The organism is Paracoccus stylophorae, assembly GCF_028553765.1.
GTDB lineage: Bacteria > Pseudomonadota > Alphaproteobacteria > Rhodobacterales > Rhodobacteraceae > Paracoccus > Paracoccus stylophorae.
Genome location: NZ_CP067134.1, coordinates 1689058 through 1702759 on the forward strand (window position 1 = coordinate 1689058; position 13702 = coordinate 1702759).

Genomic DNA, 13702 nt, shown 5'->3' on the forward strand with positions numbered 1-13702 from the left:
GTTTCTACCCTGATGCCTGAAAAAACGTAAACATGGCACCCTTCTTTCGCGCAGCATTTTCACTAGATGTCAGACATGTCCGCCATCGCCGACCAGATCACCGCCTGCCGCCTGTGCGCATCGCGTTTCGCCGCGACCGCCACCGCCCACCGCCCCCGGCCCGTCGTGTGGTTCCGGCCCGGCGCGCGCATGCTGGTCGTCGGTCAGGCCCCCGGCGCGCGCGTGCATGACAGCGGCCGCCCCTTTACCGACCGGTCGGGCGACAGGCTGCGCGAATGGATGGGGGTGGACGAGGCGACGTTCTATGATCGCGACCGCGTGGCCATCGTGCCCATGGCGTTCTGTTTTCCGGGCTACGACGCCAAGGGCGCCGATTTGCCGCCGCCGCCGATCTGCGCGCAGACATGGCGCGACCGGGTCATGACGCTGTTGCAGCCGCGGCTGACGCTGCTGGTGGGCGGTCATGCGCTGCGCTGGCATCTGGGCGCGCGCAACGTCACCGACGCCGTGGCCGGCTGGCGCGATCATGCGCCGGGGGTCTTCGCCCTGCCCCATCCATCCTGGCGCAACACCGCCTGGCTGCGCCGCAATCCCTGGTTCGAGACCGACCTGCTGCCGGCCTTGCGCGCGGCTGTGGCCCGCGAACTGGCACGTGGGCCGGATCAGGGCGCGGGCCGCGACTGAAGCTCGGCCGCGACATCGTCATCCAGCGGCACATCGAGGCTGTTGGCGATGAAGCCCAGCACCGAATAAAACCCCACCGTCGCCATCAGATCGAACATGCCCTCGGGTCCGATCAGCCGGATGACATCGCGGCGCGTGCTGGCCAGCAGGCGCGCATCCTCGACCAGCTCATCCACCGCGCGGGCAAGGATGCGATCCTCGGGTGCCATACCCTCAAGCGGGCCGGCCAGCGAGGCGATGCGTTCCTCGCTCATGCCCACGGCGCGGCCGCGGCTGACGTGATGGGCCCATTCATAGGACGACTGCATGTGGTAGCCGGTGCGCAGGATCACCGCCTCGCTTTGCTGGTCCGACATCGCGCGCTGCCGCACGACATGTTCGCGCAGCGGCGCCCACGCCGCCAGCAGCGCCGGATGATGCGCCATCGTGCGATAGACGTTCAGCCGGCCGGCAAAGCCCTCGCGCAGCGCGGCCACCGATTGCGGCCATTCGGTGTCGTTCAGGGGTTTCAACTCGACGTCCATCGGGACATCCTTTCTTGACCAGAGACTCAGGAATATCGTCATGTCGCATGTCTTCCCCCGCCATTGCCACACCCAACCGCCGATTGCTGTCGGGGGCGAGGGTGTGTTTCTGATCGATTCCGAGGGGAAACGCTATCTGGACGGGTCGGGCGGGGCCGCGGTCAGCTGTCTGGGCCATGGCGACAAGGAGGTGACCGAGGCGATCAAGGCGCAGCTTGACCGGCTGGCCTTTGCCCATACCGGCTTTCTGACCAGCGAACCGGCCGAGGCGCTGGCCGATCTGCTGATCGAACATGCGCCGGGCGATCTGGACCGGGTCTATTTCGTCAGCGGCGGTTCCGAGGCGACCGAGGCGGCGATCAAGCTGGCCCGGCAATACTGGGTCGAAAAAGGGCAGCCGCAGCGCTCGCGCCTGATCGCACGACGCCAAAGCTATCACGGCAACACCATCGGCGCGCTGTCGGCGGGCGGCAACGAATGGCGGCGCCAGCAATTCGGGCCGCTGCTGCTGGATGTCAGCCATATCGCACCCTGTTACGAATATCGCGAACGCGGCGAGGACGAGACGGCCGAGGAATACGGCCTGCGCGCGGCCAATGCGCTGCGCGACGAGATCGAACGCCTCGGCCCGGACACGGTGATGGCGTTCATGGCCGAACCGGTGGTCGGCGCGACCTCGGGCGCGGTGCCGCCCGCGCCGGGATATTTCCGCCGCATCCGCCAGATCTGCGACGAATACGGCATCCTGCTGATCCTGGACGAGGTGATGTGCGGCATGGGACGGACCGGCACGCTGTTTGCCTGCGAACAGGACGGCATCGCGCCCGATATCCTGTGCATCGCCAAGGGGTTGGGCGCGGGTTATCAACCTATCGGCGCGATGCTGTGCAGCAAGGAAATCTATGACGCCATCGCGCAGGGCAGCGGGTTTTTCCAGCACGGCCACACCTATATCGGCCACCCGGTCGCGACCGCCGCGGGGCTTGCGGTGGTCCGCGCCATTCTGGATCGCGACTTGCTGGTGCAGGTGCAACGCAAGGGCCGGGCGCTGCAATCGGCGCTGGAATCGCGTTTCGGCCAACACCCCCATGTCGGCGACATTCGCGGGCGCGGGTTGTTCCGGGGGATCGAACTGGTCGCCGACCGCGCGAGCAAGGCGCCGTTCGATCCGTCGCTGCGGATCGCGGCGCGCCTGAAGAAGGCGGCCTTCGTGCGCGGATTGATCTGTTATCCGATGTCGGGCACCATCGACGGCAAGCATGGCGATCACGTTCTTCTGGCGCCGCCCTTCATCATCTCGGACGCTGAGATGGGGATGCTGGTCGATCGTCTGGCGGATGCGGTCGAGGAGGTTCTGGGTCACGGCGGCTGAGCCGCGCACGCCGCATTTTCAGCGTTTTTCCCGGCGCGCCCCGCTGCGCCGCACGATCATGGATACGGTCTAAGGCACGGAAGTCCTAGGCATTTCTACAGATGCACGGCATTAGGGATTGCCAAACCGGCTGACTGCGCTACCGTGTCGGTAACCTGCGTGACGCAGGGTGGGTTCAATAGAGACCAGGAACACGACAAGGGAGAATGCTTTATGAGCAAGTTCAAACCGATTCTGTGGGGCGCCGCAGCCCTGGCCATGGGCGCAACCGTCGCCTCGGCCCAGGAAGAGCGTTTCATCACCATCGGCACCGGCGGACAGACCGGCGTCTATTACGTCGTCGGCCAGTCGATCTGCCGGCTCGTCAACCGCAACACCGAACAGACCGGGATCAAGTGCACCGCACCGTCCACCGGCGGGTCCATCGCCAATATCAACGCGATCCAGGCCGGCGACATGACCATGGGCGTCGCGCAGTCCGACTGGCAGTATCACGCCTATGAGGGCGATACCGAGGAGTTCAGCGGCGACAAGAAATTCGACAAGGAACGGGCGATCTTCTCGGTTCATCCCGAACCCTTCACCGTCGTCGCCCGCGCCGATTCCGGCATCGAGACGTTCGAGGATCTCAAGGGCAAGCGCGTCAATGTCGGCAATCCCGGTTCCGGTCAGCGCGCCACGATGGAGGTCGTGCTGGATTCGCTTGGCTGGTCGATGTCCGATTTCGCGCTGGCCTCGGAACTGAAGCCAGCCGAGCAGTCGGCGGCCTTGGGCGACAACAAGGTGGATGCGATCATCTATACGGTCGGCCATCCGAACGGCTCGATCCAGGAGGCGACATCGACGGTGGATGCAAGGCTGGTGCCGGTCACCGGCGAGGCCATCGACAAGCTGGTCGAGGAAAACCCCTATTACGCCAAGGCGACGATTCCGGGCGGCATGTATGCCGGCAACCCCGACGATGTCGAGACGTTCGGCGTCAAGGCGACCTTCGTGACCTCGGCCGATGTGGCCGATGACGTGGTTTATGAGGTCGTGAAGGCGGTGTTCGACAATTTCGACCGCTTCAAGGGCCTGCACCCGGCCTTCGCCGATCTGGAACCCGAAGCGATGGTGACTGAGGGCAACAGCGCCCCGCTGCATCCGGGCGCCGAGAAGTATTACAGGGAACAAGGCTGGATCGAATAATCCGGTTGACACAAAAGGGCGGCCCCACGGGCCGCCCTTCGCGCGTGAACAAAAGACAATAAGACCCATCAACAGGGGGACGCGATGAGCGAGAAGGACAAGAAACACCCGCGCGACGATCAGCAATTCGAAGCCAGCGCCGTCGAGATGGAGGCCGCCGGACATGGCGGGCTGACCCAGGCGGAACTGGATGCGCTGGTCGCCTCGTCCGACACGGGCGCGCGCACGCCGCCCGGCATGGTCGGAAAACTGCTTCTGGTCACGGCGCTGTGCTGGTCGCTGTTCCAGCTGTGGATCGCCTCGCCCATCCCCTTCATCGTCGGTTTCGGAGTCATGAACGACACCGAGACCCGGTCCATCCACCTCGCCTTCGCGCTGTTTCTGGCCTATATGGCCTATCCCGCCGAGCGCACCCCGTTCCAGCTGGTGCTGGGGGTCGGCGTCCCCGTCCTGATGACCGTATTGTTCATCATCGGATCGAAGGCCGGGGTTCCGATCTGGTGGATTCCGATCATCGGCGCCGCGGTGATCGCGGCCATCCTGCTGGGCAGTCCGAAAGCCTGGGTGCCGCCCTGGGAATGGGCGCTGGCCATCGTCGCGGCGTTGTCGGCGCTGTATATCTATTTCTTCTATGACGGGATCAGCACCCGCGTCGGCGCGCCGATCATGCAGGATTACGTGGTCGCGGTGATCGGCCTGCTGCTGCTGCTGGAGGCCACGCGCCGCAGCCTTGGGCCGGCGCTGATGATCGTGGCGACGGTCTTTCTGGCCTATACTTTCCTTGGGCCCTACATGCCCGGCATCATCGCGCACAAGGGCAACTCGCTGGCCGAGGTGGTCAACCACCAGTGGATCACGACCGAGGGCGTGTTCGGCATCGCCCTGGGCGTCTCGACCAGCTTCGTGTTCCTGTTCGTGCTGTTCGGCGCATTGCTGGACAAGGCCGGTGCGGGCAACTATTTCATCCAGGTCGCCTTTTCGCTGATGGGCCACATGCGCGGCGGTCCCGCCAAGGCGGCTGTCGTCAGTTCGGCCATGACCGGGCTGATTTCCGGATCGTCCATCGCCAATGTCGTCACCACCGGCACCTTCACCATCCCGCTGATGAAGAAGGTCGGCTTCAGTTCCGAAAAGGCCGGCGCGGTCGAGGTTGCATCCTCGGTCAACGGCCAGATCATGCCGCCGGTCATGGGGGCCGCGGCCTTCCTGATGGTCGAATATGTCGGCATCCCCTATTTCGACGTGGTCAAGCACGCCTTCGTGCCGGCCACGATCAGCTATATCGCGCTGGTCTATATCGTCCATCTCGAGGCGATGAAGGCCGGGATGGAGGGTCTGCCCCGCGCCTATGTGCCCGGCCCGCTGATCCGTCGCGTGATCGGCTTCCTGTTCGGCATCGTCGTGATCGGCGTGCTGGCCTTCCTGCTGAAGTTCACGATGGGCTGGATCCGTCCCACATTCGGCCAATCGGCCATCTGGGTCGTGTTCGCGCTGCTGACGGCCGCCTATCTGGCCCTGCTTTACGTCGCCTCGCGCGAGGAGCCGCTGGAACTGGACGATCCCAGTGCCCCGGTGACGCAGTTGCCCCTGCCCGGCCCCACCGTCCGGTCGGGTCTGCATTTCCTGCTGCCGATCGTCGTGCTGGTCTGGGCGCTGATGGTCGACCGGCTGTCGCCGGGCCTGTCGGCGTTCTGGGCGACGGCCTTCATGATCTTCATTCTGCTGACGCAACGGCCCCTGCTGGTGCTGATGCGCGGCAAGGACCGGACCGGCAATTCCGGCGTCGCCCGCGCGTTCCGCACCGGCATTGACGATCTGGTGGACGGCCTGATTTCCGGTGCGCGCAACATGATCGGCATCGGCATCGCGACCGCGACCGCCGGCATCATCGTCGGCGCGGTCAGCCAGACCGGGGTCGGATCGGCACTGGCCGACGTGGTCGAGGTGCTGTCGGGCGGCAATCTGCTGGCGATCCTGTTCCTGACCGCGATCCTGTCGCTGATCCTGGGCATGGGCTTGCCGACGACCGCGAACTATATCGTCGTCTCGGCCCTGCTGGCGCCGGTGATCGTTACCCTGGGCCAGCAGAACGGACTGATCGTGCCGCTGATCGCGGTGCATCTGTTCGTGTTCTATTTCGGCATCATGGCCGATGTGACGCCGCCGGTGGGTCTTGCCTCCTTCGCCGCGGCCGCCGTGTCTGGCGGGGATCCGATCCGCACGGGCGTGGTCGCGTTCTTCTACAGCCTGCGCACGGCCGCCCTGCCCTTCCTGTTCATCTTCAATACCGATCTGCTGCTGATCGACGTGGACTGGATACACGGCATCTTCGTCTTCATCACCGCGACACTGGCGATGCTGCTGTTCGCGGCGGCGACGCAGGGCTGGTTCCTGACCCGCAACCGGATCTGGGAAACCGTGCTGCTGCTGGTGGTGGCCTTCGCGATCTTCCGACCCGGCTTCTTCATGGACTATATCTATCCCCCCTATGACGATCTGCCGCCGACGCAGTTCGAACAGGCGCTGGCAGACTCCACGCCGGGAGAGCCGCTGCGGCTGCGCATCGCCGGGCTGAACGATGTGGGCGAGCCGGTCGAGTTCACATCGCTGCTTGAGGTGCCCGAAGGTGCGGACGGCGCGGAACGGATGCAGGCGCTGGGGATCGAGACGGTCCAGAACGGGGATCAGGTCGTGATCGACAACGTCGCCTTCGACAGCCCGGCGCAGGCAGCGGGGCTGGACTGGGATCAGACGATCCTGCTGGTCCGCGCGCCCGCGCCCGCACCGTCGAAATACTGGATCTATATCCCGGCGGCGCTGATCCTGGCGCTGGTCGTCTGGCTGCAACGGCGGCGGGCCGGTCCCGGCGAGGGTCAGGCGCGCCGCGAAGAGAAAGGGCTGAGCCATGCATAGGAACGTCCTGCTTCCCCTGGACCTGTCACAGGAGGCCAGCTGGACCAAGGCGCTGCCCGAGGCGCGCGCCCTGGCCGGCGATGGCGGCACGGTCCATCTGCTGGGCATCGTCCCCGATATCGGCAGTTCGATGGTCGCCACGTTCCTGCCCAAAGGCTTCGAGGCAAAGGCCCTGGGCGAGATGAAGGCGGCGCTGGACCGGCTGGCGGCGTCCGAGTTCGGCTCGGGCCCCGACGTGGCGGTGCATGTCGGGCACGGCCATGTCTCGGAAACGATCCTGAGGGTCGCGTCCGAGATCGGCGCCGATGTGATCGTGATGGCCAGCCAGCAGCCCGACGAGCTGCGCAGCATCCTGCTGAGCAGCCATGCCAATTCGGTCGTGCGTCATTCGCCGATTTCGGTGATGGTGGTGCGCTAGAAATGGCTTCGGCATGACCTGCGCCGACAGCTTGCGCACGCCCTTGGCATGATGACCGATATCCAGATCGCGCGGCAGGCGGTGAAACTGCCGATTGCCGAGGTCGCCGCCGGGCTGGGGCTGAGCCCTGCCGATATCCTGCCCTATGGTCACGACAAGGCCAAGATCACCCACGCCGCCATCGCCGCCTTGCAGGGGCGTGCGCCGGGCCGGCTGGTGCTGGTAACCGCGATCAACCCCACGCCAGCGGGCGAAGGCAAGACCACGACCACCGTGGGCTTGGGCGATGCGCTGAACCGGATCGGCAAGCGCACGACGATCTGCATCCGCGAGGCCAGCCTTGGCCCGAATTTCGGGATGAAGGGCGGCGCGGCGGGTGGCGGGCGGGCGCAGATCGTGCCGATGGAAGACATGAACCTGCATTTCACCGGGGATTTTCACGCGATCACCAGCGCCCACAACCTGCTGGCCGCGATGATCGACAACCACATCTACTGGGGCAACGAACTGAACATCGACAGCCGCCGCATCGCATGGCGGCGGGTGATGGACATGAACGACCGCGCCCTGCGCGACGTTGCCCTGGGGCTTGGCGGGGTGGCGAACGGTTTTCCGCGCCAGTCGGGTTTCGACATCACCGTGGCCTCCGAGGTGATGGCGATCCTGTGTCTGGCCCGCGATCTGGCCGATCTGCAGGATCGGTTGGGCCGCATCGTGATCGGCTATACGCGCGACCGGACCCCGATCACCGCCCGCGATCTGCAGGCCGATGGGGCGATGACCGTCCTGCTGAAGGATGCGTTGCAGCCGAATCTGGTGCAGACGCTGGAAAACAACCCGGCGCTGGTGCATGGCGGCCCGTTCGGGAACATCGCGCATGGCTGCAACAGCGTGATCGCCACGCGCGCGGCGCTGGCCATGTCCGACTATGTCGTGACCGAGGCGGGTTTCGGCGCCGATCTGGGGGCCGAGAAGTTTCTGGACATCAAGTGCCGCATGGCGGGACTGACGCCCTCGGTCGCGGTGCTGGTCGCCACGATCCGCGCGCTGAAGATGAATGGCGGCACGGCCCGCGCCGATCTGGGCCATCAGGACGCCGCCGCCGTCACGCGCGGCTGCGCCAATCTGGGCCGGCATATCGAGAACCTGCACGGGTTCGGCCTGCCGGTCGTCGTGGCGCTGAACCATTTCGACGGCGACAGCCCGGCCGAGATCGCGGCATTGCAGGATTGTTGCGCCGCCCACGGCGTCAAGGCCATCCTGGCCCGCCACTGGGCCGAAGGCGGCGCGGGTGCCGAGGACCTGGCCCGCGAGGTCACCGCGCTGGTCGAGGGGAACAGCGTCGATTTCCACAAACTCTATCCCGACACGATGCCGTTATGGCAGAAGATCGAGACGATCTGCACCCGCATCTATCGCGCCGCCCACGCCGAGGCCGCGCCCGGCGTGCGCGAACAGCTGGCCCGGTGGGAAGAGGCCGGGCACGCGAAAATGCCGGTCTGCATCGCCAAGACCCAGTATTCGTTCACGACCGATCCGGCGATCCGGGGCGCGCCCGAAGGCCACATCATCCCGGTGCGCGAAGTCAGGCTGAACGCCGGCGCGGGCTTTGTCGTCGCGATCTGCGGAGAGATCATGACCATGCCCGGCCTGCCAAGCCGCCCCGCGGCGCAGACCATCACGCTGGACGCCGAAGGCCAGGTCGAGGGTCTGTTCTGACCCCGGGCCAGGCTGGCTTCGGCATCTCGGTGTCGGGTTCGAACAGCTGCGCCATGCGGCTGAGCCGCCCCAGATACGCGGCCGCCGCCGTCAACGTCAGATCGTCGGGCCGCCTGCTGGCCATCATCGCGTCGCGCGCATGCCGCCGCGCCGCCTGCCGCAGGTCGGGGTCAGGCGCGACCGGCTGGCATTGCAGAAGATCGACGCACACCGCATCGAAACCTGCCGCATCGCCGGTCCTTGCGGGAAACTGGCGCATCGTTGGTCCCGGGGGTTTCAGCACCACCGCCGCTCCGCGCAGCCACCGCAGCTGCGCATCACCCCGCCATGCTGCGGGCAGCGCAGTCAGAACAAGCGTGCTGCGCGCCTGACTTGCGGCATGGGCGTCCCCGAATATCTCGGCCGCCAGCACCCGCACAGCGTCTTCTGCCGGCGCGACGCCCTGCAACCCGCAGCGCATAAACCAGTTCTCGCCGGTCGCGCGGGTCATGGCAGCGACGATCCTCAGAACATCGTTCAGCGGATACTCGGCACACCAGTCCTCGATCCGGTCGCGGATCGCGGCGGCGAACAGGGTTCGGCACCGATGCAGCGGACGATCTGGACGATCCGGCATCGCGGCGCGCACGCCGCTGTAACCCCGCCACCCTACGATGTGCAGCGCGGCCAGCGCCACCAGGGTCGGCTTGACCGCCTCTTCAAGACGTTGATCCCGCGTGGAAAATCCAGCATGTGCGGGAAACGATCCGTCGGGACGCTGGCTGCCGATCATTTCCGACATCAGGTCCGACAAATCGTGTCCGGGGTCGATCAGCCGCAGGCAGAACGCCATCTGCGCCATCGCCGTGACATGTTTCCGGCGTCGCGCCCAATCGGCAAAGCGCATCGCATTCGCATGTGCCGCGCCATAGCTGCGCGCATCCGCAAATCGCGGACGACCCGCGCCAAGGCGATAAAGCTGCGCCAGCACGCCGGCAAAACGATCTATCCGCGCGGCATTCACCGCCTCGGCCGGAACGGGCGTCGCCACCAGCCTTTCCGCCGCGCCCAGCACATCCGGATCGTGCGTTCCGGCGGCCAGCCGATCCGCTATCGGCAGATCGCCGTCTTCGGCAAGCGTCAGCATCGCCATCCGCCACAGCGGATCGTCGCCCGCCACCAGACCGCCGGCGAGGACCAGACGGCGCTGACTGCCGGTCGCCCTGCCCGTCAGCACCGCATCTGCGGCATCGCCGATTATTTGCCCGGACAGGCGGCGCCGGACGATATCCTCCAACGGGGACCGGTGTCCGCGCAGCCCCGACAAGACCGGCGCCAGACGCGCGGTCTGCGCCAGCGCCTCGACCGCATCGTGACCGGTCGGGACCGGATCGGGCAGGTCCATGATCCTTTGGCGCAGAAATTCAAGTCCACGGGCCGACAACAGCCGCATCAGGCGTTCATAGCTGGCATCACAGGACATGCGGATTCGTTTTCCGAAATAGGTTTGCAGCTTGCATAAAGCCCTTGTTCACGTTTCGGAATTCTGGCCGTTTCGCCAAAGAATTCAAACGCGATCCGCAAACAATTTTAATCCAGATTTGGGATCGCATGAGAACATGATATGTCCGATTTGCCGATGGCCTGCGGCGGACTGACCGGCCCCCGCATCCGCGCGCCGCAACGCGCAGATTGCGCCGGTCGGGCAGGCGCGCTACATGCGCGGGCATGAGCAACCGCCCCGACCTTCCCCCTGAAATCGCCCGCCGCCGCACCTTTGCGATCATCTCGCATCCGGATGCCGGCAAGACCACGCTGACCGAGAAATTCCTGCTGTATGGCGGCGCCATCCAGATGGCCGGGCAGGTCCGCGCCAAGGGCGAGGCACGCCGCACCCGGTCCGACTTCATGAAGATGGAGCAGGAGCGCGGGATCTCGGTCTCGGCCTCGGCCATGTCGTTCGACTATGACGGGCACCGCTTCAACCTGGTCGACACGCCCGGCCACAGCGATTTTTCCGAAGATACCTATCGCACGCTGACGGCGGTCGATGCGGCGATCATGGTCATCGACGGGGCCAAGGGCGTGGAAAGCCAGACGCGCAAGCTGTTCGAGGTGTGCCGGCTGCGCGATCTGCCGATCCTGACCTTCTGCAACAAGATGGATCGCGAAAGCCGCGACACGTTCGAGATCATCGACGAAATTCAGGAAAACCTGGCCATCGACGTCGCGCCGGCAAGCTGGCCCATCGGCATGGGCCGCGATTTCATCGGCTGCTACGACCTGCTGAACGACCGGCTGGACCTGATGGACCGCGCCGACCGCAACCGCGTCGCGCAATCCATCCGGCTGACCGGGCTGGACGATCCGGGGCTGGCGCAGCATGTCCCCGCCGAACAGCTTGCGCAACTGCGCGACGAGGTCGAGATGGCGCGCGAATTGCTGCCAGCCTTCGATCCGCAGTCGTTTCTTGAGGGACATCTGACCCCGATCTGGTTCGGCAGCGCCATCAACAGTTTCGGCGTGCGCGAGCTGATGACCGGGATCCGGCTGTTCGGCCCGCCACCGCAGCCGCAGAACACCGCCGGGCGCCAGGTTGCGCCCGAAGAGCCGTCGGTCAGCGGCTTCGTCTTCAAGGTGCAGGCGAACATGGACCCCAAGCATCGCGACCGCGTGGCCTTTGTCCGCCTTGCGTCCGGCCATTTCGAACGCGGCACGAAACTGACCCATGTGCGGACGAAAAAGCAGATGGCGGTCGGCAATCCGGTGCTGTTTCTGGCCGCCGACCGCGAACTGGCGGACGAGGCGTGGGCGGGCGACATCATCGGCATTCCCAATCACGGCCAGCTGCGCATCGGCGACGCCCTGACCGAGGGCGAGGCGCTGCGCTTCACCGGCATCCCCTCTTTCGCGCCCGAGCTGCTGCAATCGGTGCGCGCCACCGATCCGATGAAGGCCAAGCATCTGGAAAAGGCGCTGATGCAGTTCGCCGAGGAAGGGGCGGCCAAGGTCTTCAAGCCGATGATCGGATCGGGCTTCATCGTGGGCGTCGTCGGCGCGCTGCAATTCGAGGTTCTGGCCAGCCGGATCGAGCTGGAATACGGAATCCCCGTGCGTTTCGAACAGTCGCAATTCACCAGCGCGCGATGGGTGACGGGACCCGAGGACCGCGTCGATGCCTTCGCCAGCGTCAACAAGGGACATCTGGCGCAGGATCACGACGGCGATCTGGTCTATCTGACCCGGCTGCAATGGGACATCGACCGGATCGAGCGCGATCATCCCGACCTGACCCTGTCGGCCACGAAGGAAATGATGGTCTGAGGGCGCGGCCCAGGCTGCGGAACGACGCGCGGTCAGACAGCGCCTCAGCCCGTCATGTACACATGCGACAGACCCGCCAGCTGCTTGATTTCTTGTAATGCTGGCGGGCACCAATCGCGCGCAGCGCCGATGACAGGAACTGCCCGATTACCAGCGTCATCTCGCCCAGTCGGACTTGGCGCAGCGCCTGTTCGATGTTGGCGACACGGACCCGCCGACCCCCGCAGCGCCCTTTGGGTGATGCTGGTGCCGGACAGGAAGGACCATGTGAATCTCATCGGCGGATTGCGTCCTCGATCAGGCGGGCCAGTTTTCCGGCCTCGCGATCCACGTCATGGCGCATCAGGACACGGTCGCGCCCCGCCTGCCCCATCTGCGCCAGCCGGTCGGTGGATGCGCCCGCGGCGTCGCGGACGGCATCGGCCAGCGCGCCTGTGCTGCCGGCAGGGACCAGCCAGCCGGTGTGCCCGTCTTGCACCAGTTCCGGCGTACCGGCGATCCAGGTGGCGATGACGGCGCGGCCCGCGGCCATCGCCTCCATCACCACCATCGGCAGGCCCTCGGCAAAGCTGGGCATGATCAGCGCGTGGCTTTCGGCCAGAACACGGCGCACGCCGGCCTCGTCCAGCCAGCCGGTCAGCGTGACCGCATGGCCCAGATCGTGTGCGGCGATGGCGGCCTCGATCTGCGGGCGCATCGGCCCGTCGCCGACCAGCGTCAGGTGAATGTCGGCGCCGTGCGCGCGCGCCTGTGCCAGCGCCTCGGGCAGCAGCAATTGGCCTTTCTGTTCGGAAAAGCGTCCGATGGCCGCCAGCCGCAGCGGCGCGCCCTGCGGCATCGGCGCAGGATCGGCAAAGCGCGTGGGGTCGATCCCGCAATGGACAACGTGGATGCGCGGCCAATCCGCGTGGTCGGCCCACCGGCAAAGCTGGCTGCGCCCATGCGCAGAGATCGCCACGGCGAAACGCGAGGCGGCGATCTTTTCGCCCAGGCTCAGCGCAACCGGGCTGTCGAATTCTTCGGGGCCGTGAACGGTAAAGCTGAACCCCGGCCCGCCCAGATCGCCCACCAGCGCCGCGACCATGGCCGGATTGGTGCCGAAATGGGCGTGCAGATGCACCAGCCGCAGCGATGCGGCGCGCCGGGTGACATAAGCCGCCTCGGCCAGATAGATCAGGTGGCGCAGCCGTCCCTGCCCCGAGCGACCGCCCATCCGCCACGCCCGCGCCAGCGCGCGGCCAAAGCCGCCGGGCCGCAGGACCGCCAGCCGCAGACTGTCCATCAGCAGCCGGCCGGCGCCCGCCTTCAGCACCAGTTCGGTGCGGTCGTATTCCTCAAGATCGGCGGGATCGACCAGCGAATCGCGGTCGCTGCGCATGGCAATACGGTGAACCTGGATGCCGCGACGTTCCAGCCCCCGGATCTCGCGCCGGATGAAGGTGACACTGGGCTGAGGATAGGTGTTCAGCAGATACCCGATACGCAAGACAATCCTACCTCATGCCGCGACGGGCGGCGCGTTCCGCCTAGCGCATTCCGCGTGGCGACAAAAGCCATTCCGGACAGACATCGACCCCAATC

Annotated in this window: 10 protein-coding genes; 7 read left to right on the forward strand and 3 right to left on the reverse strand. The window is 66.1% G+C overall.

Going from position 1 to position 13702, the window contains the following annotated elements; all coding sequences use genetic code 11:
• Nucleotides 1–75: 75 nt before the first annotated feature.
• A complete protein-coding gene (locus JHW45_RS08325; RefSeq protein WP_272860578.1) occupies nucleotides 76–684 on the forward strand; it encodes a uracil-DNA glycosylase family protein in 609 nt (202 codons plus the stop codon).
• Here JHW45_RS08325 and JHW45_RS08330 read toward each other — a convergent pair.
• Nucleotides 663–1208, reverse strand: coding sequence for a carboxymuconolactone decarboxylase family protein (locus JHW45_RS08330; RefSeq protein ID WP_272860401.1), 546 nt, complete (start codon nucleotides 1206–1208; stop codon nucleotides 663–665). The two genes, JHW45_RS08325 and JHW45_RS08330, sit on opposite strands and share 22 nt — an antisense overlap.
• A gap of 40 nt (nucleotides 1209–1248) precedes the next feature.
• Between JHW45_RS08330 and JHW45_RS08335 the strand changes: the two genes are divergently transcribed.
• The 5 genes from JHW45_RS08335 to JHW45_RS08355 all read left to right on the forward strand — a co-directional run bounded on the left by JHW45_RS08335 (nucleotide 1249) and on the right by JHW45_RS08355 (nucleotide 8818).
• On the forward strand, nucleotides 1249–2580 hold the full coding sequence (locus JHW45_RS08335; RefSeq protein WP_272860402.1) for an aspartate aminotransferase family protein: 1332 nt from the start codon (nucleotides 1249–1251) through the stop codon (nucleotides 2578–2580).
• Between the two features lie 213 nt (nucleotides 2581–2793).
• The gene (locus JHW45_RS08340; RefSeq protein ID WP_272860403.1) at nucleotides 2794–3768 is read left to right on the forward strand and encodes a TAXI family TRAP transporter solute-binding subunit; all 975 of its coding nucleotides are present in this window, start codon (nucleotides 2794–2796) and stop codon (nucleotides 3766–3768) included.
• Between the two features lie 84 nt (nucleotides 3769–3852).
• Nucleotides 3853–6681 (forward strand): TRAP transporter permease, encoded by a 2829-nt coding sequence (locus JHW45_RS08345; RefSeq protein WP_272860404.1) that lies wholly within the window; start codon nucleotides 3853–3855, stop codon nucleotides 6679–6681.
• Nucleotides 6674–7099, forward strand: coding sequence for a universal stress protein (locus tag JHW45_RS08350; protein WP_272860405.1), 426 nt, complete (start codon nucleotides 6674–6676; stop codon nucleotides 7097–7099). Before JHW45_RS08345 ends, JHW45_RS08350 begins: the two co-directional genes overlap by 8 nt.
• Before the next feature lie 48 nt (nucleotides 7100–7147).
• Complete coding sequence (locus JHW45_RS08355) at nucleotides 7148–8818, forward strand: formate--tetrahydrofolate ligase (RefSeq protein WP_272860406.1); 1671 nt, start codon at nucleotides 7148–7150, stop codon at nucleotides 8816–8818.
• Here JHW45_RS08355 and JHW45_RS08360 read toward each other — a convergent pair.
• Nucleotides 8778–10280: a hypothetical protein gene (locus tag JHW45_RS08360; protein WP_272860407.1), complete on the reverse strand. Its 1503-nt coding sequence runs from the start codon at nucleotides 10278–10280 to the stop codon at nucleotides 8778–8780. The two genes, JHW45_RS08355 and JHW45_RS08360, sit on opposite strands and share 41 nt — an antisense overlap.
• A 245-nt stretch (nucleotides 10281–10525) precedes the next feature.
• On the opposite strand from JHW45_RS08360, the gene JHW45_RS08365 reads away from it, so the two are divergent.
• A complete protein-coding gene (locus JHW45_RS08365; RefSeq protein WP_272860408.1) occupies nucleotides 10526–12121 on the forward strand; it encodes a peptide chain release factor 3 in 1596 nt (531 codons plus the stop codon).
• A gap of 274 nt (nucleotides 12122–12395) precedes the next feature.
• Here the strand turns inward: JHW45_RS08365 and JHW45_RS08370 are convergent, their stop codons facing one another.
• Nucleotides 12396–13607 (reverse strand): glycosyltransferase family 4 protein, encoded by a 1212-nt coding sequence (locus tag JHW45_RS08370; RefSeq protein WP_272860409.1) that lies wholly within the window; start codon nucleotides 13605–13607, stop codon nucleotides 12396–12398.
• Between the last annotated feature and the right edge of the window lie 95 nt (nucleotides 13608–13702).